The organism is Prosthecomicrobium sp. N25 (assembly GCF_037203705.1).
Classification (GTDB): domain Bacteria; phylum Pseudomonadota; class Alphaproteobacteria; order Rhizobiales; family Ancalomicrobiaceae; genus Prosthecodimorpha.
In genome coordinates, this window is record NZ_JBBCAT010000002.1 from 885,913 (window position 1) to 908,188 (window position 22,276).

Genomic DNA, 22,276 nt, shown 5'->3' on the forward strand with positions numbered 1-22,276 from the left:
CGGCGAGATATGATGAACCGGTCGGGTGCCGAGTCGCCCGACACCGTCCCGACCGCCCGGCAAGGGGACCCGGCCCAACCGATGCCCAGCCTTCTCAAGTTCCTCGCCGTGGTCGGCATCCTCGCGGGCCTCGGCTTCGCGGGGGTCTACATCCTCGCCAACTACGTCGAACCGAAGCCCCGGGACATCACCATCCGCATCCCGTCGGAGCGGTTCCGCGAGCCCTGAGGCGGCCATGCGCGGCAGCCATCACGTCGAAAGCTTCCTGGAGATGCTCGCGGTGGAGCGCAACGCCGCCGAGAACACGCTCGCGGCCTACCGGCGGGATCTCGAGGATTTCGGCCGGTTCCTGGCCGCGCGCGGCAAGGCCGTCGCGGAGGCGGAGAGCGAGGACGTGCGCGCCTACATGGGCGATCTCGCGGCCCGGGGATTCGCGGCCACCAGCCAGGCGCGGCGGCTCTCGGCCCTGCGGCAGTTTCAGAAGTTCCTGTACGCGGAGGGCGTTCGGTCCGGGGACCCTACGGGCACGGTCGACGGTCCGAAGCGCGGGCGGGCGCTGCCCAAGGTGCTGTCGAGGGCGGAGGTCGACCGGCTCATCGAGGCCGCGGAGGCCGACACCCGGCGCACCGACTTCACGGATGCGGCGCGGCTGCGCGCGCTGCGGCTCTCGGCCCTGCTGGAGGTCGCCTACGCGACGGGCCTGCGCGTCTCCGAACTGGTCGGGCTTCCGGCCAGGGCAGGTACGGGGGACCTGCCGGTCCTCAGGGTGCGGGGCAAGGGCAACAAGGAGCGGATCGTGCCGATCGGAGGCAAGGCCGAGGCGGCGCTCGCCCGCTGGCGGGCCGCCGCCGCCGCGGCCGGCACGGCGAACGATGCCTGGCTCTTCCCCTCGGTCGGGGAAACCGGCCATTTCACCCGGCAGGCCTTCGCGCGCGATCTCAAGGCGTTGGCCGTGAAGGCCGGAGTGCCGCCGGACCGGCTGTCGCCCCACGTGCTGCGCCACGCCTTCGCGAGCCACATCCTGGAGAACGGGGCGGACCTGCGCGTCGTTCAGGAGCTCCTCGGCCATGCGGACATCTCGACCACCCAGATCTACACGCACGTGCTCGAGGAACGGCTGAAGCGGCTCGTCGCCGAGCACCATCCGATGGCGTGGGAGTGACTTGGCGGCAGTCCGTCTCCGCCTTGACTTTGCCCCGCGCGCGTGGCCTTCCTCCGCCGTCCCACCCACTCCCTCCCGCCTCCGAGCCCTCATGCGCAGCTATCTCGAATTCGAAAAGCCCGTCGCGGACCTCGAAGGGCAGATCCAGGAACTGCGGGTGCTCGCCGAGCGGGGCGAGGCGGTCGACGTCAAGGAGGAGATCGAGCGGCTGGAGGCGAAGGCCGCGCAGGCCATGCAGGACCTCTACCAGAAGCTCACGCCCTGGCAGAAGACGCAGGTCGCGCGCCATCCGGACCGTCCGCATTTCGTCGACTACGTGGGCCGGCTGATCGAGGATTTCACGCCGCTCGCCGGTGACCGCAAGTTCGCCGAGGATGCCGCCATCATGGGCGGCTTCGGGCGGTTCCGGGGCCTGTCGGTCGCGGTTCTGGGGCACGAGAAGGGGTCCGACACGGCGAGCCGCATCGAGCACAACTTCGGCATGGCGCGGCCGGAGGGCTACCGCAAGGCGGTGCGCCTGATGGAGCTCGCCGACCGCTTCGACGTGCCGGTGATCAGCCTCATCGACACCGCGGGCGCCTATCCGGGCATCGGCGCGGAGGAGCGCGGTCAGGCCGAGGCGATCGCGCGGTCCACCGACGCGTGCCTGGCGCTCGGCGTGCCCAACGTGGCGGTCGTCATCGGCGAGGGCGGATCGGGCGGTGCCATCGCGATCGCGACGGCGAACCGGGTCTTCATGCTCGAGCACGCGATCTACAGCGTGATCTCGCCGGAGGGGGCGGCCTCGATCCTGTGGCGCGATCCGGCCAAGGCGCAGGACGCGGCGACCAACATGAAGATCACCGCGCAGGACCTGGTGAAGTTCAAGATCGTCGACGGGGTGATTCCGGAGCCGGTCGGGGGCGCCCACCGGGCCCCGGAGGCGGTGATCGACGCCACCGGCCAGGCGATCGCGCAGGCGCTGGAGGGGCTCAAGGACCTGCCTCGCGAGGACATCCGGCGCATGCGCCGGGAGAAGTTCCTGACGCTCGGGCGGACGCTCTGACGGTCCCGATCCGGGACGGTTCCGAAAGCTTTCGGAAAGCCTGCCCGGCTGGGCGACACGCTTTTGCCGTAAAGAGAATCTTCCGCTACACTTGGTCGAAGAGACGACCGTCGTCCGGCGTGCCCGGAGTTAAGAAGTCGTCAATCATACCGGCCCTAGGGTCGGGGGTGCCGGGACCGGCGATGGCCGTCGTCCCGACCCGGTCAACGGATGGGTGCCCGATGGTGTCTCGGAAGTCCGCTCGCCTCCTCGTCCTCGCGAGCCTCGCGCTCGGGCTCGGTGCCTGCCAGGAAGAGCATGGGTTCGTCGCCAGCACGTCCGGCAAGGCGACGCGTCCGCTTCGCCCGGAAATGCTCGAGCTGATGGCCAAGAAGGACATGCGGAAGGAGGATCCGATCCTCATCCGCATTTACAAGCAGGATTCGACCCTCGAGGTCTGGAAGCGCGACAAGACCGGCAAGTACGCCTTCCTGAAGGACTACAAGATCTGCGCCTGGGGCGGCACGGTCGGACCGAAGGTCAAGGAGGGCGACAAGCAGTCGCCCGAGGGCTTCTACACGGTCACGCCGTGGCGGATGAACCCGAATTCGCAGTACCACCTGTCCTTCGACGTCGGCTTCCCGAACGCCTTCGACCGAGCCTACGGGCGCACGGGCGCCGCCATCATGGTGCACGGCGCCTGCTCGTCGGCCGGCTGCTTCGCCATGACGGACGGCCAGGTCGAGGAGATCTACGCACTCGCCCGCGAGGCGCTCGCCGGCGGACAGCCCTCGTTCCAGGTGCAATCCTATCCGTTCCGCATGACCGCGCAGAACATGGCGCGCAACCGGCACAATCCGAACTACGCCTTCTGGAAGAACCTGAAGGAAGGCGCGGACCACTTCGAGGTGACGAAGCTCGAGCCCAAGGTGGACGTCTGCGAGAAGCGCTACGTCTTCAACGCGCAGCCGAAGGACGCCGGATCGACCGCCTTCAACGCCGTGGGCGCCTGCCCGACCTACGAGGTCCCGGCCCATATCGAGATGGCGGTCGCCGCCAAGGCGAAGGCGGACGACGCCGAGACCGCGACGCTGGTCGCCTCGCTCGACGAGAAGGACAAGGCGGCCGCCGAGGTCGCGCTCGCCAAGACGCTGGAGGCTGCGAAGCCGAAGGCGGAGGGTGCCATGCTGGCTTCGATCTTCCGGGGCGGCGTGACCGAGACCGCGTCTGCGGCGCCGGCCATGACGCCGATCGCGGTGCCGATCCCGCGGGCCGCGCCGAACCGGCCGGCCGGCACGGCGGTGGCGACGGCCGAGACCCGGTCGGAGCCCGGCATGGTCGACCGCCTGTTCAGCTTCGGGTCCAAGTCCGAGCCGGAGAACCCGGGACGCGACGCCATCGCGGCCACCGGCTCTGTGGCGGCCACCGGCTCGGTGGCGGCGACCGGTACTGCTGCGGCGACCGGCTCGACTCCGGCGGCCGGGGCCGCGTCTCCGCTGCCCTCTCCGCCGGTACCGGCCGCCCCGTCGGCCAAGCCCGCGGTCGCGGCGGCTCCCACCGGCAAGCCCGAGGTTCAGCCGGCTCCGGCCGTCTCCGCTTCCGCGGTGCAGTCGGCGCCCAAGACCGAGCGGTCCTTCTGGCAGAAGATCAATCCCTTCGGATCCTGACCCGGCAATCGCCGCGGACCGGAGCGGAACGAGAAAAGGGCGGGCCCCGCAGGACCCGCCCTTTCGGCGCTTTTCAACGGTCGATGTGCGCCTTTACTTGAGCAGCCGGACGGACGGCAGGTAGGCGACGATCTCCGGCAGCTTGGCGGTGACGAAGTCGGCGAAGAAGGTGACCTTGGTGGTGCCGTTGACCTGGATCGTGTTGGCGATCAGCTGGTTCAGCGGCGAGACGGTCACGGCGGCGTTGCCTGTAAAGACCAGCTGGTTGCTCGGCAGGTAGATCGTCCCCATGAGGTCCAGGGCGGAGCCGCCAGTGATCTTGGAGACGAGGTTGCCGGTCTGGCCGCGGTCGCCGGAGAGCACCTTGCCGGCCATGTCGCCGTAGTTCATGGCGGTCAGGCGGACGACCTTCTGGCCGGAGACGTCGGCGGTGGCCTTGCCGACGAGGTGCATGGCGACGCCCTCGCCGGTCACGTTGCCGGTGGCGGTGATCTTGAGATCCCCGTTCTTGATGAAGTAGCGCCCGGGCTGCAGCGTGACGTTGGCCTTCGAGGTCACGTCGATGCCGCCGCAATAGAGGCCGGGCGCCAGGGTCACGTCGGTGTTCGACGATACCTTGAAGTTCGTCTTGTCGCAGGTTGTCGGGACCGAGGGGGTGTAGCTCGACAGCGGGTCGGCCAAGGGCTGGCAGTACTGGCCCGGGACCGAGACCGTCTTGGCGCCGTTGACGACGACCTCTCCGGCCGAGCAGAGGAGGTCGAAGTCGGAGACGGAGCTGCCCTGGAAGACCACGGAGCGCTTCGTGCCCGAGTTGGACCAGACCGCGCAGCCCTTGGCCGTGAAGGTCGCGTCGCCCGAGAACAGAATGCCCGGGTTGCCGCCCGGGTCCAGGGCGAGGATGCAGATCTTGCCCTTGGACGAATCCGCCTTGGCGCCGCTCGCCGCTCCCAGGTCGACGTTGGTGATGCCGAGCAGGCCGGCGAAGCCGATGATGCCCTTGTCGGCGAGCGAGACGGACACGCCCTTGGCGGCGGAGTCGACCGCGATGGTCGGGACCAAGTTCGGCTCGGTCGCGGCGATCACCGCCTTGGCGGCTGCGGTCGCGGCCTCCACCCTGGCGGAGGTGGTTGTGTAGCGGCTGTCGTTGAAGACCGCCGCCGCGGCGAGAGACGCCGCGTCCGAGGCGTTCTGCAGCCTCTGGCGCTGGCTCTCCCAGACCGCCTTGTCGATGGCGATGCCGGCAAGGCCGATGACCATCGGCATCAACAGGCCGAACGTCATGGCGACGTTGCCGCGCCGGTCACGAAGGAAGTCTCTGATCAGGCCTGACAGCGTCATGGCGGCCCCCTTGTGGTTCTCCATGACGCCACTCTAGGGGTAAAATTCCAAGCAAAGGTTCAGACGGACATCGCATTTAGAAATTGTTATACCCGGAATACATCTGCAATTCTAATTTTGAAATCTAATCAATTTCCGTAAGGCGATGTCAACTTCCGAAATTTCAGAAAATTGTAATCAATGAAAATGAAAACCCGCCGGACGGGCCGGCGGGCGAGGCTTGATCGGGACGGATCGGCCGCGGTCAGGCGACCAGGCTGCCGTGGCAGTGCTTGAACTTCTTGCCCGAGCCGCAGGGGCAGGGCGCGTTCCTGCTGACATTGCCCCAGGTGGCCGGGTCCTTCGGGTCGACGGCCTGCGCGGCGAAGCTCGCCGGCGTGGCGCTGCCCGAGAGGCCGGCCGCGAAGGCGCCGGCATCGGCGGCGGCGAATTCGTCGCGGCCGGTCAGCGGATCGATGTGGTGGGCCTGCATGGGCGGCAGTTCACCGCCGGTGAAGCCCGGGGGCGGCTCCTGCTGCTGGACGACCTCGACGCGCATCATCTGGCCGGTGACCGCCTGGCGCAGGTTGGTCAGCATGGCCTCGAAGAGCGTGAACGCCTCGGTCTTGTACTCGTTCAGCGGGTCGCGCTGGGCGTAGCCGCGGAAGCCGATCACCTGGCGCAGGTGGTCCAGGGTGACGAGGTGCTCGCGCCAGAGATGGTCGAGGGTCTGCAGAAGCACGGCCTTCTCGATATAGGCCATCATCTCGTCGCCGAAGCGCGCGACCTTGTCGTCCATGACCGTGTCGGCCGCCTTGGTGATGCGCTCCTGCACCTCCTCGTCGGCGATGCCCTCCTCCTTGGCCCATTCGTCGACCGGCAGGTCGAGGGCGACGTGCTCGCGGACGTCGGCCTTGAGGCCCTCGACGTCCCACTGCTCCGGATAGGCGTTCTCGGGGATGTGCTTGCGGACCAGGTCGGCGATGACGTCGTGGCGCATGCCGCCCACCGTTTCGCGGACGTTGTCGCCGGTCATGAGCTCGACACGCTGGTCGAAGACGACGCGGCGCTGGTCGTTCATGACGTTGTCGAACTTCAGGAGATTCTTGCGGATGTCGAAGTTGCGGGCCTCGACCTTCTGCTGGGCCTTCTCGAGCGCCTTGTTGATCCAGGGATGGATGATGGCCTCGCCCTCCTTCAGGCCGAGCTTCTGCAGCATGCCGTCCATGCGGTCGGTGCCGAAGATGCGCATCAGGTCGTCCTGGAGGGACAGGAAGAACTTGGACCGGCCGGGGTCGCCCTGGCGGCCGGACCGGCCGCGCAGCTGGTTGTCGATGCGGCGGCTCTCGTGGCGCTCGGTGCCGATGATATAGAGGCCGCCCGGGCGGGTGACGGTCTTGCCCTTGCCGCCCTCGACCTCGACCTCGTCGGTGGCGTTCAGCACGATGTCGCGGAAGCGCTCGACCTCGGCCTTGATCTCCGCGATCCTGGCGACCTTGGCGGCCTCGTCCTCGATGCCGGCGATCTCCTGGGCGACGCGCATCTCGACGTTGCCGCCGAGCTTGATGTCGGTGCCGCGGCCGGCCATGTTGGTGGCGATCGTGATCGCGCCGGGCACGCCGGCCTCGGCGACGATATAGGCCTCCTGCTCGTGGAAGCGGGCGTTCAGCACGGCGAAGAGCTTGGACGGCTTGCCGGTGCGGGCGGCCTCGTAGAGCTTCTCGAGCGCCTTGGGGTCGGCGAAGTCGATCTGCCGGTAGCCTTCCTGCTTCAGCATCTCGGCTACCAGCTCGGACTTCTCGATCGAGGCCGTGCCGACCAGCACCGGCTGCAGGCGCTTGTGGGCGCGGTCGATCTCGGTCAGGACGGCGCGGTACTTCTCGTCGGCCGTCCGGTAAACCTCGTCGTCCTCGTCGACGCGCTGGACAGGCAGGTTGGTCGGGATCTCGACGACCTCGAGGCCGTAGATGTCCATGAACTCGTCGGCCTCGGTCAGGGCCGTGCCGGTCATGCCGGCGAGCTTGCCGTACATGCGGAAATAGTTCTGGAAGGTGATCGACGCGAGGGTCTGGTTCTCCGGCTGGATGCGGACGCGCTCCTTGGCCTCCAGGGCCTGGTGCAGGCCCTCGGAGTAGCGCCGGCCCGGCATCATGCGGCCGGTGAACTCGTCGATGATGACGACCTCGTCGTTGCGGACGATGTAGTCCTTGTCGCGCTGGAACAGCGAGTGGGCGCGCAGCGCCTGGTTGACGTGGTGGACGACCGTGACGTTCTCGACGTCGTAGAGGTTCTCGCCCTTCAGGAGCCCAGCCGCGCCGAGCATCTGCTCAAGGCGCTCCATGCCGGCCTCGGTGAAGCTGGCGGTGCGCTGCTTCTCGTCGATCTCGTAGTCCTCCTTCGCCTTCAGCTGGGGAATGAAGACGTCGATGGCGGTGTAGAGGTCCGAGCGGTCGTCGAGCGGGCCGGAGATGATGAGCGGCGTGCGGGCCTCGTCCACCAGGATCGAGTCGACCTCGTCGACGATCGCGTAGGGGTGGCCGCGCTGGACCATCTGGGCGACGTCGTATTTCATATTGTCGCGCAGGTAGTCGAAGCCGAGTTCGTTGTTGGTCGCGTAGGTCACGTCGCAGGCGTAGGCCGCGGCGCGCTCCTCGTCGGAGAGGCCGTGCACGATGACGCCGACCGTGAGGCCGAGGAAGTTGTAGATCTGGCCCATCCACTCGGCGTCGCGCTTGGCCAGGTAGTCGTTGACGGTGACCACGTGGACGCCCTTGCCGGCGAGCGCGTTGAGGTAAACGGGCAGCGTGGCGACCAGGGTCTTGCCCTCGCCGGTCCGCATCTCCGAGATCTTTCCCTCGTGCAGCACCATGCCGCCGATCATCTGGACGTCGTAGTGGCGCTGGCCGAGGGCGCGCTTGGCGGCCTCGCGGACGGTCGCGAAGGCGGGGACCAGCAGGTCGTCGAGCTCGGCGCCGTTCTTCAGGTCCTCGCGGAACTGGACGGTGCGGGCGCGCAGGGCGTCGTCGGACAGCGCCGCCAGCTCGTTCTCGAGTCCGTTGATCGCCTCGACGCGCGGGCGGTAGGCCTTGACCTTGCGGTCGTTCGAAGAGCCGAACAGCTTCTTGGCGAGAGCACCGAGCCCGAGCATGGGGGCCTTTCCTTGGAACCTTGAGAACGACGAAGACCGGCCGGCGCGGAGTCTGCGCCCGCGCGGCCGCGCATGGAACTAGCATGTCCGGAAGGCGCCCCCATGGCCCGGCCGATCCTTCCGGCCCCCCGGATCGTCAACTCTCCGTGCGCACGCGAGGGGCGGCGGAGGCGGGGAGCTCGGCACGCGAGCCCGACCCCGTCGGGAACGGGGGGCTGGCGAGAGATAAGAGCCACCCTCCCAGTTGTCAACGCTGCGGCTTTGGACCAATGTCCGCACCGAATTCCACGGCCTCGCCCCAATCGTCTGCGAGGTCCGGGCGTCAGACCCACCGAAGGAAACACCGATGTCGAAGGCAACGAGAAACACGATCCTGGCCGGCATCCTCGCCGCCACCGCCCTGGTCGGCGGCGCGGCCGCGGCGCAGGACAAGCCGGTCGCGACCGTGGACGGCAAGCCGGTCACCGAGCAGGAACTCGCGCAGGTCATGGGCAACATGTCCCAGCAGCTCGCGCAACTTCCCGAGGGCGCGCGCCGGCGGGCGGCCCTGGACCGGCTCATCGACATGAAGATCCTGGCCGCCGCCGCCGACAAGGACGGGCTCGGCAATTCTGACGATTTCAAGCGGCGGCTCGACGCTGTGCGCCAGCAGCTGCTCATCAACGAATACATCCGCGTGAAGGTCGACGCGGCCGTGACCGACGCGATGGTCAAGGCGCGCTACGACAAGGACGCGGCCGCCTTCACGCCGCCGGAGGAGACCCGGGCTCGTCACATCCTGGTGAAGAGCCGGGACGAGGCGGCCGGCATCATCGCCGACCTGGGCAAGGGCGGCGACTTCGCCAAGATCGCCACCGAGAAGTCGCAGGACCCGGGCTCGGCCAAGGAGGGCGGCGACCTCGGCTACTTCTCGCCCGGCGACATGGTGGCGCCCTTCGAGGAGGCCGCGGCCAAGCTCAAGGCCGGCGAATACACCCAGGAGCCGGTCGAGACCCAGTTCGGCTTCCACGTCATCAAGGTCGAGGACCGGCGCAAGCAGAAGGTCCCCGGCTTCGACGAGGTGAAGGACCAGATCCGGCAGGCGGTGGTCGGCGAGCGCTTCGCCGAGGCCCTGCAGGAGATGAAGAAGAACGCCAAGATCGAGGTCGACGAGGCGGCCATCGCGCCGAAGAAGTAGAAGCATCGGCGTCGCCTCCGCGCCCGGACGGCCCGCTCCCGCGGTCCGCGCCGGGCGGTTTCCCCGTACCCGAACCATCGTCCGAGAGAGCCATGTCCGCCCATCCGGTCTCGCCGCTGGCGCCCAAGACCCAGCCCGCCATGCCTGCCGTCGCGGGCGTCCGGTTCGCCACGGCGGCGGCCGGGATCAAGTACAAGGGGCGGACGGACGTACTCCTGGTGGCGCTCGACGCGGGGACGACGGTGGCCGGGGTGTTCACGACGTCGCGCTGTCCGTCCGCGCCGGTGGACTGGTGCCGGGCCTCGCTCGCGCAGGGTCGCGCCAGGGCGCTGGTCGTGAATTCGGGCAATGCCAACGCCTTCACGGGCGCCAAGGGCGTCGCGACCGTCGAGGCCACGGCGGGCGGCGCCGCCGCGGCGCTCGGCTGCGCGCCGGGCGAGATCTTCCTCGCCTCCACGGGCGTGATCGGAGAGCCGCTCGACGCGGGCAAGATCGTCGCGGTCCTGGAGGACACGGCGGCCCGCGCCGCCGAGGGGCCGTGGATCGAGGCCGCCAAGGCCATCATGACGACCGACACCTTCCCCAAGGTGGCGACCGCCGCGGCGGAGATCGGCGGGGTTGCGGTGACGATCAACGGCATCGCCAAGGGGGCCGGCATGATCGCGCCCGACATGGCGACCATGCTCTCCTTCCTGTTCACGGATGCCGCCATCGCGGCGCCGGTCCTTCAGGGCCTCCTGTCCGAGGCCGTGGTCGACAGCTTCAACGCGGTGACGGTCGACGGGGACACCTCCACGTCGGACACGCTCCTGTTCTTCGCAACGGGGAAGGCCGGCGCGCCGGCGATCACGGAGGTGGGCGACCCGCGCCTCGGCGCCTTCCGGACCGCGCTGCGGGCCGTCACGCTCGACCTCGCCCAGCAGGTGGCGCGCGACGGGGAGGGTGCGCGCAAGCTCATCGAGATCACCGTCACGGGTGCCGAATCCAAGCGCTCGGCGCGGCGGATCGCGATGTCGATCGCCAACTCGCCGCTGGTCAAGACGGCGGTGGCGGGCGAGGACGCGAACTGGGGACGGGTCGTCATGGCGGTCGGCAAGGCCGGCGAGCCGGCGGACCGCGACCGCCTGGCGATCTGGTTCGGCGACGTGCAGGTCGCGGTCGCGGGGGCCCGGGCGCCGGGCTATTCCGAGGAGGCCGCCTCGGCCCACATGCGGCGCGATCACGTCCGGATCCGGGTCGATCTCGGGCTCGGGACGGGGGTCGACACGGTCTACACCTGTGATCTCACGAAGGACTACGTGGCGATCAACGGCGACTACCGCAGCTGAAATCCGTCTGTCGTGGAGTAGTAAACGTTTTATTCCGCGATCTTTCGCGGTGGTCGGAGATTCACGCGATGACGAAGCTCGTTCTCGTTGCGGCGGTGGCGCTCGTCGACCCGGACGGGCGCGTGCTCATCGCCCAGAGGCCGGAAGGCAAGTCCTTGGCCGGATTGTGGGAATTTCCCGGCGGCAAGATCGAGGCGGGTGAGCGGCCCGAGGAAACGCTGATCCGGGAGCTCGAGGAAGAGCTCGGAATATTGGTTAAGCCGGAGTGCCTCGCCCCATTAACCTTCGCCAGCTACGATTATCCCGATTTTCATTTGTTGATGCCACTGTGGATCTGTCGCCGCTGGACCGGAACCGTCCGCGGCCGTGAGGGGCAGGCGCTCAAATGGGTCCATCCGGCCCGGCTGCGCGACTATCCCATGCCGCCGGCGGACGAACCGCTGATCCCGCATCTGATCGACCTAGTCTGAGGACCGCCGCCGATGATGTCACGCTCTTCGACACCAGCGTCGCTCTCCTCGCCGCTTCGCGCCATCCTGAAGGACGAGAGCGGGGCGACCGCCATCGAGTACGGCCTCATCGCCAGCCTCGTGGTGATCGCCATCCTGGTGGCTCTGGCGGGCTACGGCGACCAGCTCAACGCGCAATGGACCTGGATCGCCGACACCGTCCTCGCCGCGATGACGCACTGAAGCCGATCCCGCACCCCTGAAATCCGTTGGCCGGTCCCCATCCGGCGCCGTCAGCGCGCGGCCTTGTCGCCCGTCGGCCGCTCGGTCGTTCCGAGGGCGTCGGCGAGCCTGACCGTGGCCGAGCCGGGGCGGGCCGGCTTCTGCTGGCTCTCGTGCGGGGCCCAGCCGGAGGCGGACAGGACCTCGAAGGTGGCGCGGATGCGGCCGTCCGGATCGGCGAAGCGCTCGGCGTAGATCTCCGCCGCCCGGAAGAACAGGCGGCGGGTCGCCGGCCGCCGGGAGCGCTCCTCGAGGACGCTCGTCGCCCCCATGGCGCGCAGGTCTGCGAGAAGCGCAAAGAGCCCGTCATACCGGACCGTGACGCGGTCGACGTCTGTGACCGGGAGGGCGAAACCCGCCCGCTGCAGGAGCGAACCCATGTCGCGCACGTCGAGGAACGGCGCCACGCGGGGGCTCGCGCCGCCGGCGACCTCGACTTCGGCGGCCAGGAGGACCTCGCGGAGTTCGGCCAGGGTGTCGCCGCCGAGGAGGGCCGCCAGGAAGAGCCCGTCCGGGGCGAGGGCCCGGCGGATCTGGACGAGACTGCCGGGCAGGTCGTTGACCCAGTGCAGCGACAGACCCGCGACGACGAGGTCCAGGGCCGCGGGTGCGAAGGGCAGGGCCTCCTCGTCGGCCACCAGGTCGCCGGAGCCGGGCACGGCGCCGGGCGGCACGGCCCGGACGATCCGGTCCGCCTTTCCGGTCCGGCGCAGGGCCGCGGCGACGAGCCCGGTCGGGTCCCCCATCACGGCCGCCCGTTCGAAGCGGCGGGCCACCGTGGCGAGGCGGTCTTCCAGGTCTTCGGCGACGCGCGCCATCAGGAAGTCGGCCCCCGGAGAGGCGCGGTCCAGGGCGCGGCGGCGCCTGGCGGCCAGAAGGGCTCGGTCGAAGACGACGGGGTGGCTCATCGGGGCTCCGCGGGGCTCGAGCGGGCGTGATGGCACGGCGACGGCGGCGCGTCAAAACCGCCGGGTGGGACGAGCGTTCCCATCCAGGCAGGCGATCCGGGCCCGAAGCTGGAATTCGACCGTTGGTGGGGGGCTGGGGACTGGCGCCGTCAGCGGGCCTGGGCCACTCTCGGCGCCCATGGCGAGCGTGGGCGTCCGGCCGTTCCTGACGGCCTTGTCGGGCAGTGCCGCCGCGGTCGCGCGGGCGGCGATCGACCTCGTGCTGCCGCCGCTCTGCCTCGGCTGCCGGGGGCCGGTCGGGGAGCCGCACGGACTCTGCGGGGCCTGCTGGGGCGGCTTGCGCTTCATCGAGAGGCCCTATTGCGAGCGGCTCGGCATCCCGTTCGGATACGACATCGGAGCCGGCGCGCTGTCCGCGGAGGCGATCGCGGACCCTCCTCCCTTCGGGCGGGCGCGGGCGGCGGTCCTGTACGAGGGGCTCGCCCGCGATCTTGTGCACCGGCTCAAGTACCAGGACAGGACCGAGGCGGCGCGCCTCCTCGGCCGGCTCGCGGCGACGGCGGGGCGCGACCTGCTGGCGGAGGCCGACGTGATCGTGCCGGTGCCGCTGCATCCGCGCCGCCTGGTGTCGCGGCGGTTCAACCAGTCGCAACTGATCGCCGAGGAGGTCGGCCGGCGCGGCCGGCGCCCCGTCGACCCGTTCCTGCTGGCGCGCATCCGGTCGACGCCCGCGCAGGTCGGGCTCACCGGCAGGGAGCGCGACGACAACGTGCGCGGGGCGTTCCGGGTGGCGGTGGATGCGAAGGTGCGGCTGTCCGGCCGGCGGGTGCTGCTCGTCGACGACGTGCTGACCACGGGGGCGACCGTGAAGGCGGCGACCCGCGCCCTGCTGCGCGGCGGGGCTGCGGGGGTCGACGTGCTGACCGTCGCCAGGGTTGCCCAGGGCGGGCCGCTCCATATATGAGCGCAATCGGTTCCAAACGGGGGCCGGCGCCGTGCAGCCGGGCCGTTCCCCCCGTCCGGCAGGGGACTTCGCGCATGAGCCAGGTCGTCATCTACACCCGCCAAGGCTGTGGCTATTGCAGTGCCGCCAAGGCCCTTCTCAGCCGCAAGGGCGTCGCCTACGACGAGCGGGACGCGACCGGCAATGCGGATCTTCGGCAGGAGATGATGAGCCGGTCGGGGCGGGCGACCTTCCCGCAGATCTTCGTGGGCTCCACCCATGTGGGCGGATGCGACGACCTGCACGACCTGGAGCGGTCGGGCGGGCTCGATCCGTTGCTGGCGAGCGTTGGTGCATTGCGGTAAGGTCGTTTCCTGTCTTGACGTCGGCGCGCGGCCCGGAGGTTCCCGGGGCGCCCGAGCGGGAGTGTCCGATGGCGACCTTCAGAGCGGCCCTGGTGCAGACCACGTCCTCGCGACTGCCGGAGCGCAACGCGGAGGCCGTCGAGGCGCTGGTGCGCGAGGCGGCGGCGCAGGGGGCGCAGTACGTCCAGACGCCCGAGAACACCAACATCATCGAGCACGAGGCGGACCGCTTCTTCGCGGCGATCTCCGAGGAGGCACGCGATCCGGTGCTGAAGCGGCTGCGCGCGCTGGCGGCCGAGCTCGGCATCTGGCTGCATGTCGGGTCGCTCGCCGTCAAGGTGGCGGAGACCAAGGCGGCCAACCGCGCCTTCGTGATCGCGCCGGACGGGTCGGTGGCGGCCCGATACGACAAGATCCACCTCTTCGACGTCGACCTCGCCAACGGCGAGCAGTACCGGGAGAGCGCCAAGATCCGCGCCGGCGGCGAGGCCGTGACGGTCGACCTGCCCTGGGGCCGGCTCGGCGTCGCGATCTGCTACGACCTGCGGTTCCCGCATCTCTTCCGCGCCCTTGCGCAGGAGGGCGGTGCCGGGATCCTGAGCGTGCCGGCGGCCTTCACCAAGCCGACCGGCGAGGCGCACTGGCACGTGCTGCTGCGCGCCCGGGCGATCGAGAACGGCTGCTGGCTCCTCGCCGCCGCGCAGGGCGGCGTGCACGAGACCGGGCGGCAGACCTACGGCCACAGCGTCATCATCGATCCCTGGGGACGCGTGGTGGCGGAGGCCGGCACGGACCCCTGCGTGCTCGTGGCCGACATCGACATGGCGGAGGTCGCCGCGGTGCGCGGGCGGGTTCCGGCCCTGCAGCACGACCGGGACTTCACGCTGCGGGCCGCCGACAAGCCGCTCAAGGCCAGCGCATGATCCACTACAGCCTCTCCTGCGAACAGGAGCACGCGTTCGAGGGCTGGTTCCGCTCCTCGGCGGACTTCGAGGCCCAGGCGGCGCGCCGGCTGGTGGTCTGCCCCACTTGCGGGTCGACGCAGGTCGGCCGCGGCCTGATGGCGCCGAACGTGCAGTCCGGGCGATCCAAGGACGCGCGGGCCGCGGCGGCGGCCGAGCGGTCCACCCCCGCGGCTCCCTCCGTGCCGGCGCCGACGGCGGCGATGATGGTGCCGAACCCCGTCCAGCGCGCGATGCTGGAGACGCTCCGGGAGATCAAGGCCAAGATCCTGGCCAGCGCCGAGGACGTGGGCCCGCGCTTCGCCGAGGAGGCGCGAAAGATCCACTACGGCGAGGCCGAGCACCGCGGCATCTACGGGGAGGCGTCCCTCGACGAGGCGAAGGCGCTCGCCGAGGAGGGGATCGAGGTCCATCCCCTGCCGATCCTGCCGGACGAACGGAACTGACGCGGGTCAGGGCCGGCCGGCGAGAACCATGTAGTTGACGTCGAGGTCGCGCGGATTGCGCGACCAGCGGTCCCGGAGCGGGTCGTAGGTGACGCCGGTGCGGTCGAGGATCTCCATCCCGGCCGCCCCGATCATGTCGCAGAGTTCGCCCGGCCGGATGAACTTGGACCAGTCGTGGGTCCCGCGCGGCAACCAGCGCAGAACGTATTCGGCGCCCACGATGGCGAGCGCGTAGGACTTCAGGGTCCGGTTCAGGGTCGCCATGAAGAGGAGCCCGCCGGGCCGCACCATGCGGGCGCATTCGGCGACGAAGAGGGCGGGGTCGGCGACGTGTTCGACGATCTCCATGGCGAGGACGACGTCGAAGGTCTCCCCGGCCTCCGCGAGGTCCTCGGCGGTGGTGGCCCGGTAGTCGATCGCGAGACCGACTTCGGCGGCGTGCAGCCGGGCGACCTCGATATTGGTCTCCGAGGCGTCGGCGCCCACCGCCTCGGCGCCGAGACGGGCCATAGGCTCGGTCAGCAGTCCGCCGCCGCAGCCGATGTCGAGGATCCGCAGGCCCTCGAAGGCGCGGGCGTCGCGCGCGTCCCTGCCGAAGCGGGCCGAGACCTCCTCCTTCACATAGCCGAGCCGGACCGGGTTGAACTTGTGGAGCGGCCGGAACTTGCCGGCCGGGTCCCACCATTCGGCCGCCATGGCGGAGAAGCGGCGGATCTCGGCGTCGTCGACGGTGGTCGCGCGGGCGGCTGTCATGGGGGCTCCTTGCCTGGGGGCGGGAAGGTAGCCCCTCGGGGCGCGGGGTCAAGCCGGGCGCTGGCCGACGTCTGTTGCCGTTAGGTCATGGTCGGCTAGGATCTGCCCGTCGAGAGCGAAAGCAGCTTGCGCCGGCCAGGGCGCATCCGGGAGGACGGGCCACCCGGACCGAGGCGACGGCCTCGCCCTCGAACCGGAGCGACGTTCATGTGGAGATGGATCCCACGCGGCGTCACGCTGGAAATGAAAAGGACCCGGACGGCCTGGCTGTTGCTGATCCGGGTCCAATTCTAACCGCGTAAGGAGGCGCGGGCGCGAGCCCGTCCCTCACTCCGGCATGATGGCACGACGGCGCGGAAATTCAAGCCGCTCTGCCGTAACGGCATGAACCGTCAAAGCCGAGCGTCGCCGTTGCAGCCCCGGGCCCCTTCCTGTATACGCGCGGCCGAATGAGGCGGGGCGGCCATGGGCCGGACCCCGCCGCCTCCGCAGCCTCGATCAAGTGACCCCCATGGCCCGTCTGGTGATGAAGTTCGGCGGCACGTCCGTCGCCAATATCGAGCGCATCCGGAACGTGGCGCGGCACGTCAAGCGGGAGGTGGACGCCGGGCATCAGGTGGCCGTGGTGGTCTCCGCGATGGCGGGGGTGACGAACCAGCTGGTCGCCTACTGCAAGGAGGCGGCGGCCCTCCACGACGCCCGCGAGTACGACGCGGTGGTGGCGTCGGGCGAGCAGGTGACCTCCGGCCTTCTCGCGATCGTGCTCCAGGACATGGGCATCAACGCCCGCTCCTGGCAGGGCTGGCAGATCCCGCTCGTGACCGACCGGCAGCACGGGGCGGCGCGGATCATGTCGATCGACGGCGGCTTCCTGACGGAGCGGATCGCCGGCGGCCAGGTCGCGGTCATCGCGGGCTTCCAGGGGATCGCGCCGAACAACCGGATCGCGACCCTCGGCCGCGGCGGGTCGGACACTTCGGCGGTCGCCATCGCGGCGGCGATCGGGGCCGATCGCTGCGACATCTACACGGACGTCGACGGCGTCTACACCACCGATCCGCGCATCGTGCCCAAGGCGCGGCGCCTCGATCGGGTCGCCTTCGAGGAGATGCTCGAGATGGCGTCCCTCGGCGCCAAGGTCCTGCAGGTGCGCTCGGTCGAACTCGCCATGGTCAAGAAGGTCCGCACCTTCGTGCGGTCGAGCTTCGACGATCCCGAGAAGGTCGGCGTGGACGCCTACGGCAATCCGCCCGGCACCCTGATTTGCGACGAGGATGAGATCGTGGAAACCCAAGTCGTCACCGGCATCGCCTATTCGAAGGACGAGGCGCAGATCTCGCTCCGCAACGTCGCCGACAAGCCGGGCGTGGCCGCGGCGGTGTTCGGGCCGCTCGCCGAGGCCGGCATCAACGTCGACATGATCGTGCAGAACACGTCGCCGGACGGCTCGACGACGGACATCACCTTCACGGTGCCGGCGGCCGACCATGACCGCGCCCGGGCGGTGCTCGATTCGGCGATGGCGAAGATCGGCGCCTCCAACGTGCAGTCGTCCAGCGACGTCGTGAAGGTGTCGGTCATCGGCATCGGCATGCGCAGCCACGCCGGCGTCGCCGCGCAGGCCTTTCAGGCGCTCGCCTCCAAGGGCATCAACATCCGGGCGATCACCACGTCGGAGATCAAGATCTCGGTGCTGATCGACGCAGCCTACACGGAACTCGCGGTTCGGACTTTGCATTCCGTCTACGGTCTCGATAAGCATTGAGGGAGGCCCGAAGCGCCCGCTGACGCGCGGCGCGGGGCCGCTCGAGGATCGAACCGGGGGGAGCTGTCGGATGCGAGGGTCCCTCGCCGCGCCACGCGTCTTGCTCCGCCGCCTGCGCGAGGTGATGGCGGAGCCCATCAGCGCGCAGGAGAGGCTCGACAAGATCGTCGAGCAGATCGCCAACAACATGGTGGCCGAGGTCTGCTCGGTCTACGTGCTGCGGGCGGACGACACGCTCGAGCTCTACGCCACAGTCGGCCTGAACCGCGCCGCCGTGCACCAGACGAGCCTGAAGGTCGGCGAGGGCCTGGTCGGCCTGATCGCCGCCGAGGCGCGCTACCTCAACCTCGCGAACGCCCAGGTCCATCCCGCCTTCGCGTATCGCCCGGAGACGGGCGAGGAGATGTACAACGCCTTCCTGGGCGTGCCGATCCTGCGCGCGGGCCGTACGCTCGGCGTCCTGGTCGTCCAGAACAAGGCCCACCGGACCTACCTGGACGAGGAGGTCGAGGCCCTCCAGACCATCTCGATGATCATCGCCGAGATGATCGCGGCCGGCGGACTGGAACCGCTCGCCCGGGCCGGCGGCGCGGCGCTCGACCTGAAGCGCCCGATGGCGCTCGAAGGCGTCGGGCTGGGGGAGGGGGTGGCGCTCGGCCACGCGGTGCTGCACGAGCCGCGCGTGGTCGTGTCGAACCTGATCGCCGACGATCCGAACCGGGAGATCATCCGGCTGGAGGCCGCGATCGAGAAGCTGCGCATCTCGGTCGACGACCTCCTGTCGCGGTCCGAAGTGGCGACGCCCGGCGAGCACCTGGACGTGCTCGAGGCCTACCGGATGTTCGCCTACGACCGCGGCTGGGTGCGCAAGATGGAGGAGGCCGTCCGCAACGGCCTCACCGCCGAGGCGGCCGTGGAGAAGGTCCAGTCGGACACCCGCGCCCGCATGCTGCGGCAGACGGACCCGTATCTGCGCGAGCGGCTGCACGACTTCGACGCCCTCGCCAACAGGCTCCTGCGCGAGCTGATGGGCAAGCCGCACGGCACCGTGTCCGGGGTCCTGCCCAAGGATGCCATCATCGTCGCGCGCAACATGGGCGCGGCGGAGCTCTTCGACTACGACCGGGAGCGGCTGCGCGGCCTGGTGCTGGAGGAGGGCGCGACAACCAGCCACGTCTCGATCGTGGCGCGCGCGCTCGGTGTGGCGGTGGTCGGCCAGGTCAACGGTGCGGTCTCGCTGGTCGAGACGGGCGACGCGGTCATCGTCGACGGCGAGGCCGGCCTGGTGCACCTGCGCCCGCCGGCGGACGTGGAGACGGCCTATGCCGAGAAGGTCCGCTTCCGGGCGCGCCGCCAGGCTCAGTACCGGCGTCTCCGGTCGCGGCCCGCCGTCACCAAGGACGGCGCGGACGTGCAGATGCTGCTCAACGCCGGGCTGCTCGTCGACCTGCCCCATCTCGACGAATCGGGGGCGAGCGGGATCGGGCTCTTCCGTACCGAATTGCAGTTCATGGTTGCCTCGTCCTTCCCGAAGATGACCGAGCAGGAGGGCCTCTACCGGCAGGTGCTGGACGCGGCGGGGGACCGGCCGGTCACCTTCCGGACCCTCGATATCGGCGGCGACAAGGTGCTCCCCTATATCCGGTCGAGCGAGGAGGAGGAGAACCCGGCCATGGGCTGGCGGGCCATCCGCCTCGGGCTCGACCGGCCCGGGCTGCTCAGGACCCAGATCCGGGCGCTGCTGAAGGCGGGGGCGGGGCGGGAGCTGAGGCTCATGTTCCCGATGGTGACCGAGGTCACCGAGTTCATGAAGGCGCAGGCCATGGTGGAGCGCGAGAAGGCGTTCCTGAAGCGCCACGGCCACGTGCTGCCGGACACCGTGAAGCTCGGGGTGATGATCGAGGTGCCGTCGCTCGTCTTCCAGCTCGACGAGCTCTTCCGGGTCGTCCACTTCGCCTCGGTCGGGTCGAACGACCTCTTCCAGTTCACGATGGCGTCGGATCGCGGCAACACCCGGGTGGCGCAGCGCTACGACACGCTGACCCTGCCGTTCCTGCGCATGCTGAAGACCATCGTCGACAAGGCCGCCGAGCACCACGTGCCGATCACGCTGTGCGGCGAGCTGGCGGGGCGGCCGCTGGAATCGCTGGCGCTCCTGGCGCTCGGCTACCGCTCGATCTCGATGTCGCCCTCCTCGATCGGGCCCGTGAAGGCGATGGTGCTGGAGGCGGACCTGAACAGGCTCAGGGCGCGGTTCCTGAGCCGGCTCGAACCGGGGCGCCCGCCGGCGGATCTCCGGGCCTTCCTGCGCGCCTACGCGGACGAGCAGGGGATCCCGGTCTAGCGACGCTCCGCCGCAGACCGACGCCCAACCGGCTCCACCATTCAGCACTACCGGACTCCAGACATGCTCGCGCGCGAGAAACTCGACCAGGTGATCGACCGCTTCGCGGTCCTGGAGGCCCGCATGGCCGCCGGGGCGGACGCGGACGACTACGTGCAGCTCGCCAAGGACTATGCGGAGCTCCAGCCCATCGTCTCCAAGGCCAGGGCGCTGATCCAGGCGGAGAGCGAGCTCCGGGGCATCGAGGAACTGATCGCCGACGAGGCGACGGACACCGAGATGCGGGCGCTGGCGGAGGCGGAGCGGGAGGAGGCCGAGGCACGGGTCGAGGCGTTGGAGACGGAGGTCCGGCTCCTGCTCCTGCCCAAGGACGCCGCCGACGAGATGAGCGCGATCCTGGAGGTGCGGGCCGGCACGGGCGGCGACGAGGCGGCGCTCTTCGCCGGCGACCTCTTCCGCATGTACGAGCGCTATGCCGCGCTCCGGGGCTGGAAGGTCGAGGTGCTCTCGGCGAGCGAGGGCGAGATGGGCGGCTACAAGGAGATCGTGGCGTCGATCACCGGCAAGGGTGTGTTCGCGAGGCTGAAGTTCGAATCCGGCGTGCACCGGGTGCAGCGCGTGCCGGCGACGGAATCGAGCGGGCGCATCCACACCTCGGCGGCGACCGTGGCGGTCCTGCCGGAGGCGGAAGACGTGGACGTCGAGATCAACGACGCGGACCTGCGCATCGACTACTTCCGGGCCTCGGGCGCGGGCGGGCAGCATGTCAACAAGACCGAGAGCGCGGTGCGGATCACGCATGTACCGACCGGCGCGGTCGTCGCCATGCAGGACGAGCGGTCCCAGCACCAGAACAAGGCCAAGGCCATGAAGCTGATCCGCGCCCGGATCTACGAGGCCGAGCGGGAGCGCGCCCAGGCCGAGCGCGCGGAGAACCGGAAGGCGCAGGTCGGCTCGGGCGACCGGTCCGAACGGATCCGCACCTACAACTTCGGCCAAGGCCGGGTCACCGACCACCGCATCAACCTGACGCTCTACAAACTGCCCGAGATCCTGGCCGGCGAAGCCCTGGACGACGTGATCGATCCGCTGATCACCGACCACCAGGCCGGCCTGCTCGCGTCCGAATCGGCGTGAGGCCCGTGAGGGCGCCGGCGATCTCGGCGGGCGACAGGCTGGAGGCGGCCGTCCGCGCGCTCCGGGACGCCTTCCGAAAGGCCGCGCTCGACAGTCCCGACCTCGACGCGCGCCTCCTCGTGCGCGAGGTGGTCGGCCTCGACCTGACCGGGCTCGTGCGCGAGGGCGCCCGGCCGCTCCGGGAGGACGAGGCGGCCGCGATCGCGGCGGCGGCGGCGCGCCGGCTGCGCGGGGAGCCGGTGGCGCGGATCCTGGGGCGGCAGGAGTTCTGGGGCCTGACGTTCCGGCTCGGCCCGGACGCTTTGGTGCCGCGGCCCGACACGGAGACGCTGGTCGAGGCGGTGCTGCAGGCGATCGACGGCGCGGCGGGACGGGATACGCGACTGGTCGTCGCGGACATCGGCACGGGGTCCGGGGCCATCCTGGCGGCGCTCCTCGCCGAACTGCCGAACGCGGTCGGGCTCGGGATCGATCTCGCGCCGGGGGCGCTGGCGGTCGCGGCCGAGAACCTCGCGGCGCTCGGCCTCGCCGACCGGGCCCTGCTGGTGCGCGGTTCCTACGGGGCGGCGCTCGCCCCGGGCGGGTTCGACGTGGTGGTCTCCAACCCGCCCTACATCGAGAGCGCGGACATCGCCGGGCTGATGACCGAGGTGCGCGACCACGATCCGCGGCTCGCGCTCGACGGCGGGCCCGACGGCCTCGACGCCTACCGGGCCATCGCGGCCCAGGCCCCCGCCGCGCTCCGGTCGGGGGGATTTCTGGCGGTCGAGATCGGGTGGCGGCAGGCTGAGGCCGTTCGGGCGATCCTGGTCCCCAACGGTTTCAAGCGAATCGATGTGTTGCCCGATCTCGCGGGGAACGATCGCGTCCTGCGGGCGTTCTTGCCGTGACGGGTCGGGGTGCGACCCGGGGACGACCGGCCGAAAGCCGTCCCGCCGTTAGGGAAGACGGTGCGAATTCGCGCTCTGGCGAAAAAATCCCTTGGAAAATCACCTGGGAGTGATTAGGTTCGCATCGCCGATACGTAACGCCGGCGAACACTCACCCACGGAGACTTGAGGCGTCGCTCGATATCGAGACCGCTCGGCCGTCGGTGGTC

At 70.0% G+C, this 22,276-nt stretch carries 20 protein-coding genes; 16 read left to right on the top strand and 4 right to left on the bottom strand.

What is annotated here, in order from left to right; all coding sequences use genetic code 11:
- Positions 1 to 81 precede the first annotated feature (81 nt).
- The 4 genes from WBG79_RS18955 (at position 82) to WBG79_RS18970 (ending at position 3,853) form a co-directional block, all read left to right on the top strand.
- Positions 82 to 228 (top strand): histidine kinase, encoded by a 147-nt coding sequence (locus WBG79_RS18955; protein WP_337358743.1) that lies wholly within the window; start codon positions 82 to 84, stop codon positions 226 to 228.
- A gap of 7 nt (positions 229 to 235) precedes the next feature.
- Positions 236 to 1,162: a site-specific tyrosine recombinase XerD gene (locus WBG79_RS18960; protein WP_337358744.1), complete on the top strand. Its 927-nt coding sequence runs from the start codon at positions 236 to 238 to the stop codon at positions 1,160 to 1,162.
- A 91-nt stretch (positions 1,163 to 1,253) separates the two neighbouring features.
- Complete coding sequence (locus WBG79_RS18965) at positions 1,254 to 2,207, top strand: acetyl-CoA carboxylase carboxyltransferase subunit alpha (RefSeq protein ID WP_337358745.1); 954 nt, start codon at positions 1,254 to 1,256, stop codon at positions 2,205 to 2,207.
- 221 nt (positions 2,208 to 2,428) lie between these two features.
- Positions 2,429 to 3,853, top strand: coding sequence for a murein L,D-transpeptidase family protein (locus WBG79_RS18970; protein WP_337358746.1), 1,425 nt, complete (start codon positions 2,429 to 2,431; stop codon positions 3,851 to 3,853).
- Between the two features lie 93 nt (positions 3,854 to 3,946).
- Here WBG79_RS18970 and WBG79_RS18975 read toward each other — a convergent pair whose 3' ends face one another.
- Both WBG79_RS18975 and secA read right to left on the bottom strand, forming a co-directional pair.
- The gene (locus WBG79_RS18975) at positions 3,947 to 5,215 is read right to left on the bottom strand and encodes a TadE/TadG family type IV pilus assembly protein (protein WP_337358747.1); all 1,269 of its coding nucleotides are present in this window, start codon (positions 5,213 to 5,215) and stop codon (positions 3,947 to 3,949) included.
- 220 nt (positions 5,216 to 5,435) lie between these two features.
- Complete coding sequence (gene secA / locus WBG79_RS18980) at positions 5,436 to 8,318, bottom strand: preprotein translocase subunit SecA (RefSeq protein WP_337358748.1); 2,883 nt, start codon at positions 8,316 to 8,318, stop codon at positions 5,436 to 5,438.
- Positions 8,319 to 8,664: 346 nt separating this feature from the next.
- On the opposite strand from secA, the gene WBG79_RS18985 reads away from it, so the two are divergent.
- From WBG79_RS18985 to WBG79_RS19000, 4 genes are all read left to right on the top strand, one after another.
- The gene (locus WBG79_RS18985; RefSeq protein ID WP_337358749.1) at positions 8,665 to 9,495 is read left to right on the top strand and encodes a peptidylprolyl isomerase; all 831 of its coding nucleotides are present in this window, start codon (positions 8,665 to 8,667) and stop codon (positions 9,493 to 9,495) included.
- Between the two features lie 92 nt (positions 9,496 to 9,587).
- Positions 9,588 to 10,823 (top strand): bifunctional glutamate N-acetyltransferase/amino-acid acetyltransferase ArgJ, encoded by a 1,236-nt coding sequence (gene argJ, locus WBG79_RS18990; protein WP_337358750.1) that lies wholly within the window; start codon positions 9,588 to 9,590, stop codon positions 10,821 to 10,823.
- A 68-nt stretch (positions 10,824 to 10,891) separates the two neighbouring features.
- Positions 10,892 to 11,293 carry an 8-oxo-dGTP diphosphatase MutT gene (gene mutT / locus WBG79_RS18995; protein WP_337358751.1) on the top strand — a complete coding sequence of 134 codons (402 nt, stop codon included), beginning with the start codon at positions 10,892 to 10,894 and terminating at the stop codon, positions 11,291 to 11,293.
- 12 nt (positions 11,294 to 11,305) lie between these two features.
- Entirely contained in the window at positions 11,306 to 11,515 is a 210-nt protein-coding gene (locus tag WBG79_RS19000; protein ID WP_337358752.1) for a Flp family type IVb pilin, read from the top strand.
- A 50-nt stretch (positions 11,516 to 11,565) separates the two neighbouring features.
- Here WBG79_RS19000 and WBG79_RS19005 read toward each other — a convergent pair whose 3' ends face one another.
- Positions 11,566 to 12,462: a methyltransferase domain-containing protein gene (locus WBG79_RS19005; protein ID WP_337358753.1), complete on the bottom strand. Its 897-nt coding sequence runs from the start codon at positions 12,460 to 12,462 to the stop codon at positions 11,566 to 11,568.
- A gap of 178 nt (positions 12,463 to 12,640) precedes the next feature.
- Here WBG79_RS19005 and WBG79_RS19010 point away from each other — a divergent pair, with 178 nt between their 5' ends.
- The 4 genes from WBG79_RS19010 (at position 12,641) to WBG79_RS19025 (ending at position 15,178) form a co-directional block, all read left to right on the top strand.
- Positions 12,641 to 13,426, top strand: coding sequence for a ComF family protein (locus tag WBG79_RS19010; RefSeq protein ID WP_337358754.1), 786 nt, complete (start codon positions 12,641 to 12,643; stop codon positions 13,424 to 13,426).
- Positions 13,427 to 13,500: 74 nt separating this feature from the next.
- Positions 13,501 to 13,770, top strand: a complete 270-nt coding sequence (gene grxC / locus WBG79_RS19015) for a glutaredoxin 3 (RefSeq protein WP_337358755.1) — start codon at positions 13,501 to 13,503, stop codon at positions 13,768 to 13,770.
- 68 nt (positions 13,771 to 13,838) lie between these two features.
- Entirely contained in the window at positions 13,839 to 14,693 is an 855-nt protein-coding gene (locus WBG79_RS19020) for a carbon-nitrogen hydrolase family protein (protein ID WP_337358756.1), read from the top strand.
- Positions 14,690 to 15,178, top strand: coding sequence for a DUF1178 family protein (locus tag WBG79_RS19025; protein WP_337358757.1), 489 nt, complete (start codon positions 14,690 to 14,692; stop codon positions 15,176 to 15,178). Before WBG79_RS19020 ends, WBG79_RS19025 begins: the two co-directional genes overlap by 4 nt.
- 6 nt (positions 15,179 to 15,184) lie before the next feature.
- On the opposite strand, the gene ubiG is transcribed toward WBG79_RS19025, so the two are convergent.
- Positions 15,185 to 15,931, bottom strand: coding sequence for a bifunctional 2-polyprenyl-6-hydroxyphenol methylase/3-demethylubiquinol 3-O-methyltransferase UbiG (gene ubiG / locus WBG79_RS19030; protein WP_337358758.1), 747 nt, complete (start codon positions 15,929 to 15,931; stop codon positions 15,185 to 15,187).
- 511 nt (positions 15,932 to 16,442) lie between these two features.
- Between ubiG and WBG79_RS19035 the strand changes: the two genes are divergently transcribed.
- The 4 genes from WBG79_RS19035 to prmC all read left to right on the top strand — a co-directional run bounded on the left by WBG79_RS19035 (position 16,443) and on the right by prmC (position 22,067).
- Positions 16,443 to 17,696, top strand: a complete 1,254-nt coding sequence (locus tag WBG79_RS19035) for an aspartate kinase (RefSeq protein WP_337358759.1) — start codon at positions 16,443 to 16,445, stop codon at positions 17,694 to 17,696.
- A 70-nt stretch (positions 17,697 to 17,766) separates the two neighbouring features.
- Positions 17,767 to 20,040 (top strand): phosphoenolpyruvate--protein phosphotransferase, encoded by a 2,274-nt coding sequence (gene ptsP, locus WBG79_RS19040; RefSeq protein WP_337358760.1) that lies wholly within the window; start codon positions 17,767 to 17,769, stop codon positions 20,038 to 20,040.
- Between the two features lie 63 nt (positions 20,041 to 20,103).
- Positions 20,104 to 21,177 (top strand): peptide chain release factor 1, encoded by a 1,074-nt coding sequence (prfA, locus tag WBG79_RS19045; RefSeq protein WP_337358761.1) that lies wholly within the window; start codon positions 20,104 to 20,106, stop codon positions 21,175 to 21,177.
- Positions 21,174 to 22,067, top strand: a complete 894-nt coding sequence (gene prmC / locus WBG79_RS19050; protein ID WP_337358762.1) for a peptide chain release factor N(5)-glutamine methyltransferase — start codon at positions 21,174 to 21,176, stop codon at positions 22,065 to 22,067. Before prfA ends, prmC begins: the two co-directional genes overlap by 4 nt.
- Positions 22,068 to 22,276 lie beyond the last annotated feature (209 nt).